The 18,925-nt window shown below is 69.8% G+C and carries 16 protein-coding genes; 9 read left to right on the forward strand and 7 right to left on the reverse strand.

All coding sequences use genetic code 11. The annotated features are described in order from the left end of the window. Positions 1-126: 126 nt before the first annotated feature. Positions 127-1,611 carry a proline--tRNA ligase gene (gene proS / locus DEIGR_RS13440; RefSeq protein ID WP_058978024.1) on the forward strand — a complete coding sequence of 495 codons (1,485 nt, stop codon included), beginning with the start codon at positions 127-129 and terminating at the stop codon, positions 1,609-1,611. Positions 1,612-1,634: 23 nt separating this feature from the next. Continuing rightward, a complete protein-coding gene (locus tag DEIGR_RS13445) occupies positions 1,635-2,048 on the forward strand; it encodes a GNAT family N-acetyltransferase (RefSeq protein WP_160329943.1) in 414 nt (137 codons plus the stop codon). Positions 2,049-2,113: 65 nt separating this feature from the next. Here DEIGR_RS13445 and DEIGR_RS13450 read toward each other — a convergent pair whose 3' ends face one another. Together DEIGR_RS13450 and DEIGR_RS13455 are read right to left on the reverse strand one after the other, a co-directional pair. Then, positions 2,114-4,342: an esterase-like activity of phytase family protein gene (locus DEIGR_RS13450; RefSeq protein WP_058978027.1), complete on the reverse strand. Its 2,229-nt coding sequence runs from the start codon at positions 4,340-4,342 to the stop codon at positions 2,114-2,116. Positions 4,343-4,390: 48 nt separating this feature from the next. Next, positions 4,391-4,630 carry a hypothetical protein gene (locus DEIGR_RS13455; protein ID WP_058978030.1) on the reverse strand — a complete coding sequence of 80 codons (240 nt, stop codon included), beginning with the start codon at positions 4,628-4,630 and terminating at the stop codon, positions 4,391-4,393. A gap of 121 nt (positions 4,631-4,751) precedes the next feature. Between DEIGR_RS13455 and DEIGR_RS13460 the strand changes: the two genes are divergently transcribed. From DEIGR_RS13460 to glgX, 3 genes are all read left to right on the forward strand, one after another. Further along, entirely contained in the window at positions 4,752-5,726 is a 975-nt protein-coding gene (locus DEIGR_RS13460) for an ABC transporter substrate-binding protein (RefSeq protein ID WP_058978032.1), read from the forward strand. 82 nt (positions 5,727-5,808) lie between these two features. Continuing rightward, a complete protein-coding gene (locus DEIGR_RS13465) occupies positions 5,809-6,630 on the forward strand; it encodes a hypothetical protein (protein WP_058978034.1) in 822 nt (273 codons plus the stop codon). Between the two features lie 250 nt (positions 6,631-6,880). Next, positions 6,881-8,998: a glycogen debranching protein GlgX gene (gene glgX / locus DEIGR_RS13470; RefSeq protein ID WP_058978035.1), complete on the forward strand. Its 2,118-nt coding sequence runs from the start codon at positions 6,881-6,883 to the stop codon at positions 8,996-8,998. 94 nt (positions 8,999-9,092) lie between these two features. Here glgX and DEIGR_RS13475 read toward each other — a convergent pair whose 3' ends face one another. The 3 genes from DEIGR_RS13475 to DEIGR_RS13485 all read right to left on the reverse strand — a co-directional run bounded on the left by DEIGR_RS13475 (position 9,093) and on the right by DEIGR_RS13485 (position 12,133). After that, on the reverse strand, positions 9,093-10,181 hold the full coding sequence (locus DEIGR_RS13475; RefSeq protein WP_058978037.1) for an App1 family protein: 1,089 nt from the start codon (positions 10,179-10,181) through the stop codon (positions 9,093-9,095). A gap of 69 nt (positions 10,182-10,250) precedes the next feature. Then, positions 10,251-11,186 carry an SDR family oxidoreductase gene (locus tag DEIGR_RS13480; RefSeq protein WP_153013746.1) on the reverse strand — a complete coding sequence of 312 codons (936 nt, stop codon included), beginning with the start codon at positions 11,184-11,186 and terminating at the stop codon, positions 10,251-10,253. Positions 11,187-11,299: 113 nt separating this feature from the next. Further along, positions 11,300-12,133 (reverse strand): MerR family transcriptional regulator, encoded by an 834-nt coding sequence (locus DEIGR_RS13485; RefSeq protein ID WP_058978041.1) that lies wholly within the window; start codon positions 12,131-12,133, stop codon positions 11,300-11,302. Between the two features lie 104 nt (positions 12,134-12,237). Between DEIGR_RS13485 and DEIGR_RS13490 the strand changes: the two genes are divergently transcribed. After that, positions 12,238-12,909: a glycerophosphodiester phosphodiesterase gene (locus DEIGR_RS13490; RefSeq protein WP_058978042.1), complete on the forward strand. Its 672-nt coding sequence runs from the start codon at positions 12,238-12,240 to the stop codon at positions 12,907-12,909. Between the two features lie 19 nt (positions 12,910-12,928). Here DEIGR_RS13490 and DEIGR_RS13495 read toward each other — a convergent pair whose 3' ends face one another. Next, on the reverse strand, positions 12,929-13,765 hold the full coding sequence (locus DEIGR_RS13495) for an NAD(P)H-binding protein (protein WP_058978044.1): 837 nt from the start codon (positions 13,763-13,765) through the stop codon (positions 12,929-12,931). A gap of 182 nt (positions 13,766-13,947) precedes the next feature. On the opposite strand from DEIGR_RS13495, the gene DEIGR_RS13500 reads away from it, so the two are divergent. The 3 genes from DEIGR_RS13500 (at position 13,948) to DEIGR_RS13510 (ending at position 17,125) form a co-directional block, all read left to right on the forward strand. Next, on the forward strand, positions 13,948-15,243 hold the full coding sequence (locus tag DEIGR_RS13500) for an ABC transporter substrate-binding protein (RefSeq protein WP_083524063.1): 1,296 nt from the start codon (positions 13,948-13,950) through the stop codon (positions 15,241-15,243). Positions 15,244-15,333: 90 nt separating this feature from the next. Then, entirely contained in the window at positions 15,334-16,272 is a 939-nt protein-coding gene (locus DEIGR_RS13505) for a carbohydrate ABC transporter permease (RefSeq protein WP_058978047.1), read from the forward strand. Beyond that, entirely contained in the window at positions 16,262-17,125 is an 864-nt protein-coding gene (locus DEIGR_RS13510) for a carbohydrate ABC transporter permease (RefSeq protein ID WP_083524064.1), read from the forward strand. The genes DEIGR_RS13505 and DEIGR_RS13510 overlap by 11 nt, the downstream gene beginning before the upstream one ends. Positions 17,126-17,197: 72 nt before the next feature. On the opposite strand, the gene aceF is transcribed toward DEIGR_RS13510, so the two are convergent. Further along, positions 17,198-18,919: a dihydrolipoyllysine-residue acetyltransferase gene (aceF, locus tag DEIGR_RS13515; protein WP_058978048.1), complete on the reverse strand. Its 1,722-nt coding sequence runs from the start codon at positions 18,917-18,919 to the stop codon at positions 17,198-17,200. Positions 18,920-18,925: the final 6 nt, after the last annotated feature.

Below are 18,925 nucleotides of genomic sequence, written 5' to 3' on the forward strand. Positions count from 1 at the left end.
CAGCCCCTTCAATCGGTTGAGGAACCGGTACCTTTTTGAAATGTCTCCCGGACCCCATCCTTGCCACCGTTTCCTATGCCAGAGCTTCCCGAACAATCCGACTCGCGCCCGGTATCATGCGGGGCGATGACGAAAGACGGCGGCAAACAGGACAGGAAGGCGCAGCAGTACGGCGTGACGCCCCAGAGCGTGGATTTCAACGACTGGTACAACGAGGTCGTGAAGAAGGCCGACCTGGCCGACAACAGCCCGGTGGCGGGGGCGATGGTCGTGCGCCCGTACGGTAGCGCGCTGTGGGAGAACATCCAGCGCTGGCTGGACGACCGGTTCAAGGCGACGGGGCACGAGTCGCTGATCTTCCCCACGCTGATCCCCATGGGGTTCATTACCAAGGAAGCGGATCACGTGGAGGGCTTCGCGCCGGAGCTGTTCACGGTGAACAAGATCGGCACCGAGGAACTGGCCGAGCCGTACGTGATGCGCCCCACGTCCGAGACGATCATCGGGCACATGTGGAGCGGCTGGCTGAACTCCTACCGTGACCTGCCGTTCCTGCACTACCAGTGGGGCAGCGTGTTCCGCGCGGAGCTGCGCACGAAGGCGTTCCTGCGCACGAGCGAGTTCTTCTGGCACGAGGGCCACACCGCGCACGCCGACGAGAGCGAGGCGCGCGGCGAGGTGCGGCAGATGCTGGACATCTACCACGAGTTCTGCCGGGACGTCCTGGCGCTGCCCGTGGTGCGCGGCGAGAAAACGGCCAGCGAGCGCTTCGCCGGGGCGGTCGCCACGTACTCCATCGAGGGCATGATGCGTGACGGGAAGGCCCTCCAGAGCGGCACGAGCCACTACCTGGGTCAGAACTTCAGCAAAGCGTTCGACGTGAAGTTCCAGACGCGCGAGCAGCGCGAGGAGTTCGCGCACACGACCTCCTGGGCCATTTCCAGCCGCATCATCGGGGCGATCATCATGACGCACGGTGACGACTTCGGGCTGATCATGCCGCCCCGCATCGCGCCCATTCAGGTGGTCGTGATTCCCGTGGGCCGCAAGGACAACTTCGACGAGATGGTCGCCGAGGGCGAGAAGCTGGCCGCCGAACTGCGCGCCCAGGGCGTCCGCGTGAAGGTCGATAAACGTGACGGCGTGACGAACGGCTTCAAGTACAACGACTGGGAACTCAAGGGCGTGCCGGTCCGCATCGAACTCGGCCCCCGCGACCTGGAGAGCGGCGTGGTCGTCGTGAAGAACCGCAACGGCGACGAGAAGGAAACCCTGCCCCGCGCCGAGGCCGTGACTGGCATGACCGCGCGCCTGGACGGCATTCACGACTGGCTGCTGGAACGCGCCACGACCTTCATGCTGGAGAACACCGTCACGGTGGACACCTACGAGGAGTTCAAGGCGGCCATCGAGGCGGGCAAGTGGGTGCGCGCCTTCCACTGCGGCGACCCCGAGAGCGAGCGCCAGATCAAGGAAGACACCAAGGCGACCGCCCGCAACGTCCCCCTGGACGACGCGGAGTTCTTCAACGAGGCCGAGGAGGGCGTGTGCGTGCACACCGGCCGCCCCGCCGCGTACGGCAAACGCGTGATCTTCGGCCGCCAGTACTGAGGATGGATCTCCGCCCCGCCTCTGTGGCTGATCTGCCTGCCCTGACCGACGCGTTCCGCGCGACGTTCGGCGCGGCGCCGTGGAACGAGGCGTGGACGGACGAATCGGCCCGCGCGGCCCTGAGTGACCTGCTCGCCACGCCCCGGAGTGCCGCTCTGGTCGCCTGGGACGGGGCCGTGTGCGTGGGGGCGGTGCTGGGACGCGATCAGGTGCGGGATTCGTTCCTGTCGCACGAGGTGCAGGAGATGTTCGTGCGGCCCGAACGTCAGCGCGGCGGGGTGGGCCGGGCGCTGCTGGACGCGCATCTGGCGGCTGCTTCGGCGCGTGGGGTGACGAACGTGTCGCTCCTGACCGCGCGGGAGTCACCGGCCGAGGCGTTCTACAGCCACCTCGGGTTCCGGCGGGCGGGGCGGATGGTGCTGCTCGTCCGGCCCTGAAGCAGCGCGGCAAGGAAGGAGGCCACCCAGATTGACCGGGTGGCCTCCTTCCTTGTGCTGTGGGTTCAGCGTCCGCCGAGGTTCGGGGGCTCGCCCAGGCGCAGCCACAGGAACTGCGTGTCGTCCTTCACGCCGGGGCCGCGTCCGCCGGTGGCGGGGTAGTTGTTGTCGTTGGCGATCAGGAGGGTGGTGGGGTTCAGAAGGGTGACGTTCTCGATGGTGACGTACGGGAAGGTCAGGGTGCCGCCGCGCGTGTCGGGCGCGAGGCCCTGCGGGTCGGCGATGTTCATCAGGTCGGCGATCAGGGTCTTCTGGAAGGTGCCGTCGGCGTTCAGGCGTTTGAGGTCGATCAGGTACACGCGTTTGTTGCGGGCGTCGGTGTGGACCTTACTGTCGCGTTCCAGCACGAGGTACTGGGTGTCGTTGACGGTGGCGAGGTCGCCGATGGCGTCGCTGCCCGCGTCGAGGGCGTAGCGGCCCGCGAGGCTCCACTGGCGGGTGGCGAGGTTCAGGGCGTTCAGGCGCAGCTGGCCGGGCAGGTCGCCGGTGACGGTCTTTTCCAGCAGGCCGTACAGGGTGGTGCCGTCGGCGCTCAGGGCGAGACCCTCGAAACCGCCGCTGGCGCCCAGGGTGGCGTCGGCGCTGCTGGTGCCCTGCGTGAAGGCGGGGTGCTGGGGGCTGCGGACCTCGGGCGCGGCCATCTGCGCGGCGACGCGCGCGCCGGTGGCGGGGAAATCGGTGAAGAAGCCGTCCACGCCGGCGCGCAGCAGCTGGCGCATTTCCTCTTCGGGGTTCCCGGCGTACGTGGGCAGCAGGTAGGTGGGTTCGCTGCGCAGCGTCCAGGGGTGCACGAGCAGCCCGGCGGCGTGCGCGCGGGTGACGAAGTCGGTGGTGTCGCCCCTGTCGGTGATGATCCAGCGTTTGGTGGGGCCGACGCCGCTGGCGTACGTGGCGAGGTCACGCAGGCCCTCGGGGGTGGTCAGGGCGTCGTACCGGCGGGTGTCGCCGCTGGCGGTCCAGTCGTAGGGGGCCTCGGTGTGGCCGCTGACGAGTTGCACGAGCGGCAGGGTGACGCCCGCGGCGGGCATGATGCGGGTCTTGAGTTCGCGGAGGTTGGCGGTTTCGAACGACTGGATGAACACGCGGGCGGGGTCGGTGAATTTCTCGCGGGTCAGCGTGTCGATCAGCAGCTGGCCCGTGTCGAACCCGGCGGCTTTCATGTAGGTGGGGTGTTTCGTTTCGGGGTAGATGCCGACCTTGCGGCCGGTGCGGGTTTCCGTGTCGCGGACGAGCGCGATGATCTCGGCGAGGGTGGGGACCTCGAAGCGGCCGTCGAAGGCGCGGCCGCGCAGCGCGGGGAGGCGTTCCACGGCGCGCAGGGTCTTGAGTTCCGCCAGGGTGAAGTCCTCCACCCAGTACCCGGTGACGCTGGTCCCGTCGAGCGTCTTGGTCCGCACGCGGTCCTCGAACTCGGGGCGGGTGGCGACGTCGGTGGTGGCCTCCGTGACCTTGCCGTCCTTGTCGAGGACGACCATGACGGGTTCGTGGCGGGCGACGAGCACGCCGTCCTTCGTGACGACGAGGTCGGGTTCGATGAAGTCCGCGCCGCCCTCGATGGCGACCCGGTAGCTGTCCAGGGTGTGTTCGGGGCGGGTGCCGCTGCTGCCGCGGTGCGCGATCACGATGGGGTTCTGGCCGCGCAGGGTGGGCCGCCCGTGCAGGTTCGGGGTGGGGGTGGGGGCGCCCAGCAGGCGGCCGTCGGCGCTGAAGTGCAGCAGGTACGGGCCGAACTCGTCCCCGATCCACAGGGTGCCGTCGGGGGCGACCACGAAGCCTTCCGGGTCGAAGTCCGCGCCGGTCAGCAGGCGGTCGGGGGTGGCCTCGTTCACGATCTGCCACGGCACGCGGCGGTCCGGGTCGCGCAGGTTGATGAAGCCGCGCACGCCGACCTGCCCGGTCCCGTCCTTCGCGGCGGTGTTCGGCGCGACGCTCAGGCGGTACAGGCGCAGGAGGTAGTCGGCGCTGTTGTTCTTCGCGCCGAAGCCGTTGTCACTCAGGAAGAGGTACTCGCCGCCTGCCGTGAACTGTACTCCGCTGAAGCCCTGCACCGGCTGCCCCTGGAAGCGGGTCTGGCCGCGCAGACCGCCGTTCCAGGCGCCGCTGGCCGGTCCGTCGGCGAGGGTGTCGGCGGGCAGCTGCGCGAAGCCGGTCAGGGTGACGGCAGGCAGGGTGGCGGCGCACGCGCCTCCCAGCGAGAGGGTCAGGGCCAGCAGGGCGGTCTTCAGGGGTCGCATGTGCCGTCCACCCTCGCGCCGGGTGGTCAGGGGCGTGTGCGCGCCCGGTCAGGGAGCGGTCAGGGGTGGGCAGGCTCCGGGCGGGGGCCGCAGGATGACGGGCATCAGGGTTTGCGCCCCGAGCGTGACGGGCGGGTGCCGCCACCGCAGGGCGGCGCAACTGGACCGATCCGGGGAGTACGTGACGTGGAACGCGGCTGGCGCGGCGTTCAGGCTGGCGCGGATCGCCGGGGCGGCGGTGAAGAGCGGCAGGACGGACAGCGGCAGGGCGAGCAGCGTGGCGAGCATGGGTCTCCTCCTGGCCCGAGTGTCGTTCGGGGAGCGTGACCGTCCCGTGACTGGCCCGTGCACTGGCGAAATCCAATCCAGTTGACAAGTTTACTCAACTGGTCTGGTATCCTGTGAGGATATGAAGCGTGCCCTGCTCCCCCTCCTGACCCTCAGCCTGATCGCCAGCGCCAGCGCGCAGCAGGCGAAAGAACTGCGCCTGGGCGTGTTCCCGAACGTCACCCACGCTGCCGGACTGGTCGGCGTGCAGCGCGGCCTGATCCAGAAGAACCTCCCGGACGGCGTGAAACTGGTCGTCAAGGAATTCGCCAATGGCAGCCAGATCAACGAGGCCTTCGCCGCGGGCGCCATCGACGCCGCGTACGTCGGCCCCGGCCCCGCCATGAACGCCTTCATGCGCGGCGTGCCCATCCAGGTGTACGCGGGCGCCGCGAACGCCGGGGCGGTGCTGGTCGCCCGCAAGGACAGCGGCGTGCGGAACGTCAAGGGGCTGGCCGGGAAGAAGGTCGCGGTGCCCACGCGCGGCAGCACCCAGGACATCAGCCTGCGGCACCTGCTGCACGAGAACGGCCTGAAAGCCACCGACGAGGGCGGCACCGTCAGCATCGTCCCCATTGACCCGGCGAACATGCCCGCCGCGTTCGCCGCGAAACAGGTGGACGCCGCGCTCGTGCAGGAACCCTGGGGCGCCGTCATGGAAACCCAGGGCGCGAAGCTGATCGTGAACGAGAAGGGCATCTGGGAGGGCGGCAACTACACCACCACCGTCCTGACCGTGAACACGAAGTACGCCGCCGCGAACGCCGACACCGTCAAGGGCCTCCTGAAGGGCCACCTCGCCGCGATCACCTACATCAAGGGCAGCAACGCCGGCGCGCAGAAAGCCATCGCCGAGCAGATCTACACCTTCACCGGCAAGCGCCCCAACACCAACGAGCTGTTCAAGGCGCTGGCCCGCACGCGCGTCACCTGGGACATCAACCTCAAGACCCTCGCGGAGTACGCGCAGCTGAACAAGGAGGCGGGCTTCGCGCGGGACGTGCCGGACCTGAACCGCTTCGTGAACCTCGACCTGATCCGCAGCCTCGCGAAGTAAACAGGCTTCGTCCGCGCCGCCCCCGACGTCACCGGGGGCGGCGTTCGCCCTTTCTGGCGCGGGTGCACTACACTGGGACGCTATGACGGGGCCAAAGAAAGGTTCACGGGGCCGTGCCCCCAAACGAAACACTGCGCAGGGCCGGGGCGGCGCGACCCGCGAGACGACCCGCCCGGCGCGCGAACGCAGCGAGGGGAGCCGCAACGACTCTCGCGGCGACAGTCGTCCCGTGCGCACCGAGCTGAGCGGGACCGGCGGACCGCGCCGCAGCCCGGCCCGCGGCGGCGACGCCCGCACGGGCGGGGCGAAGTCCGGCGGTCCGTTCGGCGGCACGCGGACCGGCGGGTCCAAGAGCGGCGGCAGCGGCGCGCGCGGCGGCACGAACCCCGCCCGCCGCAAGCCCGGCGAGGCCGCCCAGGGCAGCGGTGAGGGCCGCACCTCGGAGGGCCGCGCGGGCGGTCGCCCCGGGAGCGGGCCGCGCCGCGCCGCGCCGCCCAAGGTGAAGAAGGCCCTGCCGGAACTCAAGCGCGTGCAGCTCGACGCGCCCGCGCCCGACACGGTCTTCACGGACCGGGACGACGAGAAGATGACCTTCCCGGACAGCAACCTCAAGCGCGTGGCCGCGAAGATCCTGACGGAGAAGAACAAGGCGTGGCGCTACCGGCCGTTCTCGTTCCCGCTGTTCACGGACCGGGGCGGCGAGCAGACCTTCCACTTCGACTTCTACATCTACGATTACGAGGACAGCGTGATCCGCCTGATCCTGGTCGTGCCGTTCGAGTCGCGCGAGGTCTGGGACCGCGTGGGCCGCTTCAAGCGGCAGTACCCGATGTACACCTACGAACTGTGGACGCCGGAGAAGCTGTACCGCCTGAGCGGACCGCGCGGCCGCCTGGAGTTCTGATTCAGGCCAGCTTGACGCCCCACTAAGAAGTCCCTCATCTGAGAGCCTCCGGCACCTGCGTGGAGGCTTTTTCGTCTGTCAATCGGCGTCCAGGCGGCGGTCGGGAGCCCGTGAGCCGCATGAGAGCCCTCTTGGGCTTCGCTTGGGTTTGTGCCCGTGACTGTGGTCTGCGCGGGGTGGTCTGGTACCGTTTCCACGTTCCGGGCGGCGCTCCCGCGCCTGCCCCGCCACGAAAGGAGAGCGCAGCCTGATGACCACCCCCCCCATCCTCCGACCCGGCCGACCCTACCCCCTGGGAGCCACCTGGGACGGCAAAGGCACCAACTTCGCCCTGTACTCCGAGAACGCCACCGGCATCGAGCTGTGCCTCTTCGACGAGCAGGGCGTGGAAACCCGCGTGCCGCTGCGTGAACAGACCGCCTTCGTGTGGCACGGCTACCTGCCCGGCGTGAAACCGGGTCAGCGCTACGGCTACCGCGTGCACGGCGAGTACGCCCCGGAACGCGGCCTGCGCTTCAACCCGAACGTGGTGCTGCTCGACCCCTACGCCAAGGCGCTGGACGGCACCGAGCAGTTCGACCGGGGCGTGTTCGGCTACGTGCCCGGCGGCGAGGACAGCGTCATGCAGGAAGAGGAGCAGCGCGGCGCGCCCCTGGGCATCGTCGTGGACCCCTGCTTCGACTGGGGCGACAGCCAGAAACCCGACGTGCCCTTCCACCAGTCCGTGATCTACGAGGCGCACGTCAAGGGCCTCACCATGACCCACCCGGACGTGCCCGACGAGCTGCGCGGCACGTACGCCGGGATCGCCACCGAACCGATCCTCTTCTACCTGCGGGAACTGGGCATCACGAGCATCGAACTGATGCCCGTGCACCAGCACGTGGACGACCCCTTCCTGCTCGACAAGGGCCTGACGAACTACTGGGGGTACAGCACACTGTCGTTCTTCGCGCCGGACGTCCGCTACAGCGCCGAGGCCCGCAAGGGGAACCCCGCCGGGGCCGTGGACGAGTTCAAGCAGATGGTCAAGGCGCTGCACGCCAGCGGCATCGAGGTCATCCTGGACGTGGTGTACAACCACACCGCCGAAGGGAACCACATGGGGCCCACCATGTCGTTCAAGGGCATCGACAACCCCACGTACTACCGGCTGGTCGCCGAGGACCCCCGCTTCTACTTCGACTACACCGGCACCGGCAACAGCCTGAACGTCCGCCACCCGCAGACCCTGCAGCTGATCATGGACAGCCTGCGCTACTGGGTGACGGACATGCACGTGGATGGCTTCCGCTTCGATCTGGCTTCCACCCTGGCGCGCGGCCTGCACGAGGTGGATCAGCTGTCGGGCTTCTTCACGATCATCCACCAGGACCCCATCATCGGGCAGGTCAAGCTGATCGCCGAACCCTGGGACGTCGGCGAGGGCGGCTACCAGGTCGGGAACTTCCCCGTCAACTGGGCCGAGTGGAACGGCATCTACCGCGACGACATGCGCGCCTTCTGGAAGGGCGACGGCGGACTGGCCTCCGAGATCGGCTACCGCCTGACGGGCAGCAGTGACCTGTACCAGAACGATGGCCGTAAACCCTACGCGAGCATCAACTTCGTGACCGCCCATGACGGCTTCACGCTGCGCGACACCGTCACGTACGAGCAGAAACACAACGACGCCAACCAGGAAGGCGGCAACGACGGCCACAACCACAACATCACCTGGAACTGCGGCGCGGAAGGCGAGACGGACGACCCCGCCATCAACGCCCTGAGACGCCAGCAGCAGCGGAACTTCCTGGCGACCCTGCTCCTGGGTCAGGGCACGCCGATGCTCCTGGGCGGCGACGAGATCGGCCGCACGCAGGGCGGCAACAACAACGCCTACTGCCAGGACAACGAGATCAGCTGGTACGACTGGGCGAACCTCGACGAGGACCTGCTGGCATTCACGAAGAAGGTCATCGGGCTGCGCAAGTCCCACCCGGCGCTGCACCGCCGCAAGTTCTTCAGTGGCCGCACCATCCGCGGTGAGGACGTGCGCGACATCGTGTGGCTGCGCTTTGACGGCGAGGAGATGAGCGACGAGGACTGGAACAACCCCCAGACGCAGAGCATGGGGATCTTCCTGGACGGCAACGGCCTGGACGACGTGGACGAGCGCGGCGAGCCGCTGCTGGACGACCACCTGCTGCTGCTGCTGAACGCCTCGCACGTGGATCTCCCCTTCCGCCTGCCGGACCTGGCCGGGTGCCAGGCGTGGGACCTGCAACTCGACACCACCGACGACCACGCGGGCGGCACCGTGAAGGCCGGTGAGGAGACCAACCTCGCGGCCCGCAGCGTGAAGCTGTACCGCTGCCCCAGAAAGTAACGACCCGATAGAAAGAGGCGGCCCCAGTGTGCGGGCCGCCTCTCCTCTGTTCCTGCCTGTCCTACTCCCCACCACCCACACCCCACTTCCCCCCTCAGGTCTCGTAACTGCGGGCCACGCTGGTCAGGACGCTGCGGTACTCGCCGGGCGTGATCAGGCCCATGGCCATGGCGTGACTCGCGGCGTTCAGGCTGTCGGCGGCCAGCACGAGGTCCACGCCGGCCTTGCGGACCTCCTCGCGGAGTTTCAGGACGCCCTCGTCGCGGTGCGCTTCGGTCACGTCGCGGATGTACACGGCCAGCACGCGGCCCGGGTGACGGTGCACGACCTCGGCGTAGATTTCCGGGTCCTTCTCGCCGCTGTCCCCCACGAGCACGAACTTCAGGTCGGGGAAGCGCTGGAAGATCTGTTCGATCACGCCGTGCTTGTACCCGCCGTGCCCGCCGAGCAGGTCCATGCCCCAGTTGCGCAGGAACAGCGGGCCCAGCGGAATGCGGCGGTAATCCAGGAACTGCCACAGCAGGTCGAAGAAGTTCCAGGGGCTGCTGGACACGTAGAAGATCGGGTTGCGGGCCTCGCCGTCGCGGGTCAGGGCGCGGTACAGGGCGCCCACGCCGGGGAACGGCAGGCGGGTGCGGGCGTTGCCGGTCAGGACGGTGCTGAGCATGCGCGGCACGCTGGTCACGTCCGACTGGATGACCGTGTCGTCCAAGTCGCTGATCACGCCGAAGCGGGCGTCCGCGACGACCTGCACGCGGGCGCTGGCCTGCACCTCGCGCCCGTCGAGTTGCAGCGGCACCTGATGCCACCCGCCGGGCAGCGGGCTGGGCGGCGTGAACTCCAGCGTGAAGTACCCGTCGCTGTCACTGACTGCAGCGGCCCGCTGGCCGTTCAGGACGCCGCTGACGGTCACGCCGCCCACCTCGCGGGAGAACAGGCGGCGCAGGACGTTCTGCGCGTTGCGCAGGCGGGGGTCGGTGCGGCGCGCGGGCGCGACGGTGCGGGGCAGCAGCACCCGGCCGCGCAGTTCCACGCGGCCCGGGGTGCCCCAGCCCACGTACGGCTGGAGCAGCAGCTTCCCGCGCGCCCGGCGGGGCTGCACGTACCCGCTGAAGGCGCGGTCGGCGGTCAGCGCGCCGCGCTCCAGCAGGGGCAGCAGGGCCTTGAAAGCGGTCTTGAACACCCGCCCAGTCTAAGCGGCCCCCCGGGCCCCGGGGCGAGGGGCTCCTTTGCTCTTCGCTGACCTTCCCGTCTAGAACAGCACCTGCCCGCCGGTCGCGCCGAAGGTGCCGCCGCTGCTGTAACTGCTCTCCTGCGACGCCAGGAACACGTACAGCGGCGCGAGCTCCGCCGGTTGCCCCGGGCGGCCCAGCGGGGTGGACGCCCCGAACTGCTGCACCTTCTCCTGCGGCTGCCCGCCGCTGGGTTGCAGCGGCGTCCAGAAGGGGCCGGGCGCGACGGCGTTCACGCGGATGCCGCGCGGCCCGAGCTGCTGCGCGAGCGCCTGCGTGAACGCCACGATCGCCGCCTTCGTGCTGGCGTAGTCCAGCAGGTTCGGGCTGGGCCGGTACGCCTGGATGCTGCTGGTGTTGATGATGCTCGCGCCGGGCCCCAGGTGCCGCGCGGCCTCCTGCGTGATCCAGAACATGGCGTACACGTTCGTGCGGAACGTCCCATCGAACTGCTCGGTGGTGATGTCCTCGATGCGCTCCTGGCTGACCTGCTTCCCGGCGTTGTTCACCAGGATGTCCAGTCCGCCCAGTTCCTGCACGGCGCGCTGCACGAGGTCCCGGCAGAACGCCTCGTCCTTCAGGTCGCCGGGAATCGCCACGGCGCGCTGGCCCGCCGCCTCGATGAGCGCCACGACCTCCCGCGCGTCCTCCTCCTCGTCCGGCAGGTAGTTCAGGGCCACGTCCGCGCCCTCGCGGGCGAAGGCGATGGCGGCGGCGCGGCCGATGCCGGAGTCCGCGCCGGTGATCAGCGCCCGGCGGCCCCTGAGGCGGCCGAAGCCCACGTAACTCTGCTCGCCGTGATCCGGGCGGGGCTGCATGGCCCCCACGCTGCCCGGCGCCTCCTGCGGCTGGCGCGGGAAGGGCGGCGCGGGGTACTGCGCGCGCGGGTCCTGCATCCCGAACTGGTTCGCGCTGGGCGTGATGTTGCCGGGTGGGGTGCTGTCCTGGTCGCTCATGCCCTCCAGCGTCCCGCACGCGCCTCAGCGGGGCGTGACAGGGACGTGAAGGGCAGCTCGGGAATGGGGCGGGGCGGTCAGGAGGTCGCGGTCACGCGGTCACGAGGTCACCGTCACGAGGTCACCGGGGCCGGTTCGTACGGCCACGCGACGTCCCCGACCGGTTCGCCGGGCGCGGCGCCGTCCCAGTCGTAGCCGTAGACCTCGCGGGGGCGCAGCGTGCAGGTGCCGTGCGCGGTCGCGTGGGCGCAGGTGGCGTCGTACGCGGCGAGAATCTGCGGGAACTCGAACTGCTCGCGGGTCAGGGCCACGAACGCCTCGTGGTGGGCGGGTTCGACGCGCAGGGCGACGTCCCCGCCGGGCGTGACCGGCCCGCCGTACGGCACGCAGATCTCGATGGGACCGTCGCTGTCGGCGTTCACCTCGCCGTGAAAGATCACGAACGGCGCGCCCGCCACCGTGCCCTGCGCGGCGACGTGGTCCAGCAGGGTCTGCATGCCGCCCTGAATGGCCGCGGGCAGGTCAGCGACGAACACGTGACGGGGCAGGCTGGCGACGTTCTGCTCGGGCTGGAAGCGGGTCTGGACGGGGGGCAGGGTCATGGGGGTCTCTCCTTGCAGGCGTGAGATCAGGTACAGGGTCAGGTCGCGCCGCTCGCGGTGCAAGTGGTCCAGCCGGGCGAGGTGGGCGCGGAGTGCGGCCGGGCGCTCTGGGGCGGGCGTGTCCAGCAACAGGCGGATGTCGTTCAGGGGCAGGTCGGCGCGGCGCAGCAGGCCGATCAGGCGGGCGTCCGTAAGCTGCGCCGGGTCGTAGCGGCGGTACCCGCTGTCCGGGTCCACCTGCGCGGGGCGCAGCAGGCCCAGGTCGTCGTACAGGCGCAGCGCCTTGGCGCTCAGGCCGGTCGCCTGCGCGAACGAGCCGATGGTCATGCGGGCTGGTGTGGTCATGGGCGGGCGAAACCTCCGGAGGTACCCCCAGCGTGCGCCCTGCCCCTGGGGGAAGGTCAAGGGGGAGGGCACACCCCTGACGCGGGGGCGGTAGCGTGGCGGGGATGACGCCACTCCTGCTGGGCCACCGGGGCACGCCTGCCCTGCACCGCGAGAACACCCTGACCGGCTTTCAGGCCGCGCTGGACGCCGGACTGGACGGCGTGGAACTGGACGTGCGCCGCCTGGGCGACGGGACGCTGGTCGTGCATCACGACGCGCACCTAGCGGATGGGCGGGCGCTCCCCACGCTGCGCGCCGCCGAGCTGCCCGCGTTCGTGCCCACACTGGACGCCGTGCTGGCCTGGGCGGTGGACACCGGGGCCTTCGTGAACGTGGAACTCAAGCACGAGGCCGCCCGGCCCGACGACCGGGTGGGCCGCACGCTGGACGCCATCCGCGCGCACGGGGTCTCGCGGCGCGTGATCGTGAGTTCCTTCATGCCGACCCTGCTGCGCGCCGCACGAGACGCCGCACCGGAGATCGAACGCGGCCTCCTGATCCACAAGCCCTACCCGCCGCTGCTGGTGCGCGCCGCGATGGCCTGGACCGGCAGCGCCGCCCTGCACCCCCACCACGCCCTGATCGACGCGGCCCTGATGACCACCGCGCGCCGACGGGGCTGGCAGGTGAACACCTGGACCGTGAACGACCCCGCCGAGGCCGCCCGCCTGAGCGCGCTGGGCGTCCACGCCCTGATCGGGGATCACCCGGACGTGCTCCTGACCGTGCGCTGAGGGGCGAGCCTGGGGTCGCTCAGGCCTGCCAGTCGGCGCGGTAGTGCCGGGCGAAGTCGTCGATGGTGTACCCGGCGCGGCCGATCAGGCGCGGCAGGTCGTCCGTGACGGGCGCGGTGACGTCCGCGCGGATGGGCGGGTAGATCGAGGCGATGGCGCGCGCCTCCTCCTCGTCGCTCTCGCCGGTGGACACCAGGAAGTCCACGAAGCCGTCGTCGTCCACCGGGCGGTACGTGACCTGATGGCCCAGCGCGCGGCTCAGCGCGGCCGCCACCTCGTGCCGGTCGAGGGCGGCCGGGCCGGTCAGCGGGTACACGCGCCCCGCGTGCCCGTCCCCCGTGAGGACCGTCACGGCAGCAGCGGCGATGTCGCGCGTGTCGATGAAGCTCGTGCGGTGCGTCCCGGCGGGCTCCGCGAACTCGTGACGGTCACGGACGCCGCGGCGGAACATCTGGTTGTAGTTCTGCATGAACCAGTTCGGCTGCAGGATCGTCCACTCCAGGCCACTGGCGCGCACGGCGGCCTCGGCGTCGCCCAGCAGGTTCCCCTCGCCCTGCACGCCGAAGCCGCTCTGGAGGACCACGCGCGCCACGCCCGCGTCTCGCAGGGTCCGCAGCGTGGCCTGCACGTCCGCGGCCTCCAGCGTCTCCGGGACGATCAGGTACACGGCGGTGACGCCCTGCGCGGCGGCCCGCACGCTGTCCTGATCGGTCAGGTCGAGGGGGATCGCCTCGGCGTCCGGCCAGCGGGCCGGGTCGGGGTGGCGGCTCCCGGCGCGGACGGGCAGCCCGGCCCTGAGCAGCCCGGGCACGAGTTCACGGCCCACGTTTCCGGTCGCGGCAGTCACGAGAATCATGCCCTGACGGTACGCCCCGCGCCCGGCGGCGTGCGTATCATCCCGCAGGATTCGCCCTGAAGGTCCCCTGACCTGCGCCTCATGTCGCCGCGGCCCCAGCTGACCGGGGGCCGACAGCGCGCTGACCGTCCCGTCACGCGCCGCTGATGGTCGCCTGAACATGAGAGTCTAGCCTCCGGAACGTGAAGAAATTCCTGCTGACGCTGGCCCTGGTCGGGCCCGCCGCCTCCGCCGCCCAGGCCCAGACCGTCGTCGAGTTCTGGCATTCCTTCGGGGACGCCAAACGCAGCGGCTGGATCCAGGCGCGCGCCGACGCATTCAACAAGGCCAACCCCGGCGTGAAGGTCGTGCCCAGCTACAAGGGCAGCTACAACGACAGCCTCCAGGCGACCATCCTGGCCGCGCGGCAGGGCAAGGCCCCGGCCCTCGTGCAGATCTTCGAGGTGGGCAGCCAGCTCGCGCTGGACAGCGGCGCGTTCCAGCCCGTCAGCAGCGTGAAGAACGTGGACTTCAGCGACTACATCAAGCCGGTCATCAACTACTACACCATCGGCGGGAAGGTGAACAGCCTGCCGTTCAACTCCAGCAGCCCGGTCCTGTACTTCAACCAGGAGCTGCTGAAGAAAGCGGGCCTGGACCCCAGGACGCCGCCCACCACCTTCGGCGCGCTGATGAAGGCCTGTCAGAAGATCGAGGCCGCGAAACTGGACGCCAAATGCTTCGGCATGAGCCTGAACGGCTGGTTCGTCGAGCAGTGGATGGCGCAGCAGGGCCAGACCCTCCTGAACAACGGCAACGGCCGCCAGGGCCGCGCCACGAGCACCACCCTGGACAGCAGAGCCGCGCAGAACATCTTCAGCTTCTTCAAGACCATGCAGGACCGCGGCTACTACACCTACACCGGCAAACTGGAAGACTGGGACGGCAGCGACGCCATCTTCACGAACCAGAAGGCCGCGTTCCACATCACGTCCACCGCCGACATCGGCAACATCCGCGACGCGGCGAAGAAAAACGGCTTCACGGTCGGCGTGGGCGCGCTGCCCATCCCGGACGGCAGCAAGCGCAACGGCGTCGTGATCGGCGGGGCCAGCCTGTGGATCAGCAAAGGTGTCAGCAAGGCCCAGGCCGAGGGCGCGCTGGACTTCGCGCTGTTCATGACGAACACGCAGAACATGGCCGAGTGGCACAAACTCACCGGGTACTACCCCGTGCGCCAGAGCAGCATCGACCTGCTGCGCAAGCAGGGCTGGTTCAGCCAGACGCCGCTGCAACTCGTGGCGTTCAACCAGCTGACCCGCACCGTGCCCAGCCCCGCCACGGCTGGCGGCCTGAACGGCGCGGCCATCCAGACCCGCCGCATCATCGAGGAAGGTCTCCAGAAGGTGCTGGGCGGCCAGGGCGTGGACGCCGCGCTGAAGGACACCAAGGCCCGCGCCGACGCCGCGCTGGGCGAGTACAACGCGAACTTCAAATAACAGCGCTCCCCGCGCGACCTGCCCCGACCGGGGGTGGGTCGCGCCCGGCGTTGAAGGAGAGGGTATGACCGACGATTCGAGGGGCGCGGCGTGCTGAGCGTCCGCCAGAAAAGGGACGCGGGCGGGCGCGAGGACCGGGCGGTGTTCCGGGGCGCCGCGCTGCCGTGGCTGTTCCTGCTGCCCAGCCTGCTGATCCTGGCGGTGTTCATCTACCTGCCGACCCTGCGCACGCTGCGGCTGGCAGGGTACCGCGCGAACCTGATCCTGGGCACCGAGCAGTGGGTGGGCCTGGGGAACATCACGGACCTGCTGGGCAGCCCCACGTACCGGCAGGTGGCGCTGCAGACGCTGGTGTTCACGCTGCTGAGCGTCACGGGCGGGCTGCTGCTGTCGCTGGGGCTGGCGTGGCTCGCCAGCCGTCCCGTCCGGGGGTCACGCGCGTACCGGCTGCTGCTCATCTACCCGTACGCGCTGAGTCCCGCCATTGCCGGGACGCTGTGGCTGTTCCTGTTCAACCCGGAGATCGGCGTGGTGAACCAGATCCTTGGCGAACTGGCGGGCGTGCGCCCCCGCTGGCTGGACACGCCGCTGCTGGCGTTCGCGCTGGTGACGGTCGCGGCCATCTGGAAGGGCCTCGCGTACAACATCGTGTTCTACCTGGCGAGCATCCGCAACCTCCCGACCGACGTCATGGAGGCCGCGCAGATCGACGGGGCGACCCCCGCGCAGGTGTTCTGGCGCGTGGCGTTCCCGCTATTGAGCCCGGTCACGTTCTTCCTGGTGTTCACGAACATCGTCGCGGCGCTGTTCGACTCGTTCGCGCTGACCGACCTGCTCACGCGCGGCGGACCGTACGTGGGCCACGCGGGGATCACGACGTTCCTGGTGTACCAGCTGTACCAGGACGGCTTCGTGAACTTCCGGACCGGCGCGGCGGCCGCGCAGGGCGCGCTGATGCTGGCCCTCGTGGCGTTCGTGACGTTCATGCAGTTCCGGCTGGGCGAACGGCGGGTGCACTATGGTGCGTGACCGCCACCTGCCCCGCGCCCGCACCGCCACGTCCCCGCGCGCCCGCCGGGGCGACTGGGGCACCCACGCCGCGCTGATCCTGGCCGCGCTGCTCATCAGCGCCCCGCTCCTCCTGGCGCTGATCAAGGCCACGCAGCCGTCCAGCGCCGTCCTGAGCCCCTCCCTGCTGCCCGGCGGCGCCTTCCTGAGCAACCTCGAGCGCGTGTGGGTGGACGCCCACCTGGGCCGCTCCATGCTCAATAGCCTCATCGTGGCCGTCACCGTCACCACCGGCAAGACCATCCTGGCCCTGCTGGCCGCGCTGGCCTTCGTGTACTTCCGCTTCCCCCTCAAGGGCGCGGCGTTCGCCCTGGTCCTCGTGTCCCTGATGCTCCCCACCGAGGTCCTCATCGTCGCGCTGTTCGACCTCGTCAGCCGCGACCTCAACTGGGCCGACTCATTCGCCGCGATCATCGTGCCGTTCCTCGCCAGCGCCACCGGCACATTCCTGTTCCGCCAGCACTTCCTGAACATCCCCGCCAGCCTCGCCGACGCCGCCCGCATCGACGGCTGCGGCCCCCTGCGCTACCTCACCCGCATCCTCATCCCCATGAGCTGGAACACCATCGGCGCGCTGGCCGTCATCCAGTTCGTGTACGCCTGGGACCAGTACCTCTGGCCACTGGTCATCATGCAGCGCGACGACCACCAGGTCGTGCAGGCCGGCCTACGCAAACTCATCGAGGTGGGCGGCCAGACCGACTGGGGCGCCGTCATGGCGGGCGCCGTCATCACCATGCTGCCCCCCCTGATCGTGTTCACCGCCCTGCAGGAACAGTTCAGCCGCGGCTTCGCCCTCAGCGAGGACAAGTAGGCCGCATACACACGAGAGACAGAAGCCCCCCGCCACTCGGACGGGGGTCTTCTCTGTTGCCTTCAGCCTACTTTACAGCGAGATCAGGAAGGGGTCTTCCAGCGACTCGCAGATGAAGCGCACGAAGCGGGCGGCGTCGGCGCCGTCGATCAGGCGGTGGTCGTAGGTGAGGCTGATGGGGAGCATGTTGCGGGGTTCGAACTCACCCTTCTCCCTGTTCCAGACGGGTTCCATGCCGCCGCGGCTCACGCCGAGGATGGCGACTTCGGGGCTGTTCACGATGGGCGTGAAGGCGTGCCCGCCGATCCCGCCGAGGTTGCTGATCGTGAAGGTGGCGCCCTGCATCTCGTCGGGTTTCAGTTTGCGGTCGCGTGCTTTCCCGGCCAGTTCGCTCAGTTCGAGGACGAGGTCGGTGATGCTCTTGCGGTCGGCGTCCTTGACGACGGGGACGAGCAGACCGACGGGCGTGTCGACGGCGACGCCGATGTTCACGAAGTCCTTGTAGATGACCTGCTGGGCGTCGAGGTCGAGGCTCGCGCCGAATTTGGGGAACTTGCGCAGGGCGTTCGCGACGACCTTCATGAGGATGTGGGTCATGGTGAGCTTGCCGCCCGCCTTCTCCACGCGGGCGCCGAAGCGTTTACGGACCTCTTCCATGACGGTCACGTCGGCCTTGTCGAAGTGCGTGACCATGGGGATGGCGGTGCTGGCGGTCATGGAGCGGACGGTGGCCTTGCGGATGCCGCTCATGTCCTCGCGGGTGACGTTACCCCACTTCGTGAAGTCGGGGAGCGGCGCGGCGGCCACGGCAGGTGCGGCGGCGGCGCTGGTGGCCGGGGCGGCGGCGGGGGCAGTGACGGTGGGGGTGCCGCCGGTGCGGCGCACGTCCTCCTCGCTGATGCGCCCGGCGATGCCGGTGCCGTGCACGGCGTGGATGTCCACGCCGAGTTCCCGCGCGAGGCGGCGGACGCTGGGCGCGGCGGCCACGACGGTGCGGCCGTCGAAGGTCTGGGGGTTCTGGGTGCCCTGCGACTTGGGGAACTGCGCGGCGGGCTGCTCACCGCCGCTGATGTTCACCTTCACGACGCTGGGGGCACTGGCCGGTGCGGCCGCAGTTGCCGGGGCAGCAGGTGCCGGTGCGGTTGCAGGCGCAGCAGCGGGGGCGCTGGCGCCGCCCAGGGTGGCGATCACGCCGCCCACCTTCACGGTGTCCCCGACCTTCACGTTCACGCCGGTCACGGTGCCGCCCGCGTTGGCGGGGACTTCCACGACGGCCTTATCCGTCTCGATCTCGATGACGGGCTGGCCCTCGCTGACGGTGTCGCCTTCCTTCACGAGGACGCTGACGACGGTACCCTGCTCGATGTTGTCCCCCACGTCCGGCAGGGTGATCTGACCGCCCGCGCTTGCGGCCGGAGCGGAGGTGGCGGGCGCGGCCGCTTCACCGGCCTGTTCCTTCTGCGCGTCCTGCTGCGCCTGCGCGACCGCCTTGCTGCTGCCGACCTCGGCCTCGTCGACCGGGCCGCTGGCCGGTGCGGCGGGGGTGGCCGGGGCACTGCCGCCGCTCAGGGTGGCGATCACGCCGCCGACCTTCACGGTGTCGCCCACGTTCACGTTCACGGCCTCGACGGTCCCGGCGGCCTCGGCGGGCACCTCGATGACGGCCTTGTCGGTCTCGATCTCGATGATCGGCTGGCCCTCGGTCACGCTGTCCCCGGCCTTCACGAGCACCGTCACGACCGTGCCCTGCTCAATGTTGTCGCCCACGTCGGGCAGTTTCAGTTCAGTCGCCATGATTGG

It is taken from the genome of Deinococcus grandis, assembly GCF_001485435.1.
Taxonomy (GTDB): domain Bacteria; phylum Deinococcota; class Deinococci; order Deinococcales; family Deinococcaceae; genus Deinococcus; species Deinococcus grandis.

What these genes read in the sequence shown, in the direction of transcription:
- proS (WP_058978024.1), top strand. Translation starts at nt 127, where the DNA reads ATGACGAAAGACGGCGGCAAACAGGACAGGAAGGCGCAGCAGTACGGC.
- DEIGR_RS13465 (WP_058978034.1), top strand. Translation starts at nt 5,809, where the DNA reads ATGACGGGGCCAAAGAAAGGTTCACGGGGCCGTGCCCCCAAACGAAAC.
- DEIGR_RS13485 (WP_058978041.1), bottom strand. Translation starts at nt 12,133, where the DNA reads ATGACCACACCAGCCCGCATGACCATCGGCTCGTTCGCGCAGGCGACC.
- DEIGR_RS13490 (WP_058978042.1), top strand. Translation starts at nt 12,238, where the DNA reads ATGACGCCACTCCTGCTGGGCCACCGGGGCACGCCTGCCCTGCACCGC.
- glgX (WP_058978035.1), top strand. Translation starts at nt 6,881, where the DNA reads ATGACCACCCCCCCCATCCTCCGACCCGGCCGACCCTACCCCCTGGGA.
- DEIGR_RS13510 (WP_083524064.1), top strand. Translation starts at nt 16,262, where the DNA reads ATGGTGCGTGACCGCCACCTGCCCCGCGCCCGCACCGCCACGTCCCCG.
- DEIGR_RS13455 (WP_058978030.1), bottom strand. Translation starts at nt 4,630, where the DNA reads ATGCTCGCCACGCTGCTCGCCCTGCCGCTGTCCGTCCTGCCGCTCTTC.
- aceF (WP_058978048.1), bottom strand. Translation starts at nt 18,919, where the DNA reads ATGGCGACTGAACTGAAACTGCCCGACGTGGGCGACAACATTGAGCAG.
- DEIGR_RS13480 (WP_153013746.1), bottom strand. Translation starts at nt 11,186, where the DNA reads ATGAGCGACCAGGACAGCACCCCACCCGGCAACATCACGCCCAGCGCG.
- DEIGR_RS13460 (WP_058978032.1), top strand. Translation starts at nt 4,752, where the DNA reads ATGAAGCGTGCCCTGCTCCCCCTCCTGACCCTCAGCCTGATCGCCAGC.
- DEIGR_RS13495 (WP_058978044.1), bottom strand. Translation starts at nt 13,765, where the DNA reads ATGATTCTCGTGACTGCCGCGACCGGAAACGTGGGCCGTGAACTCGTG.
- DEIGR_RS13450 (WP_058978027.1), bottom strand. Translation starts at nt 4,342, where the DNA reads ATGCGACCCCTGAAGACCGCCCTGCTGGCCCTGACCCTCTCGCTGGGA.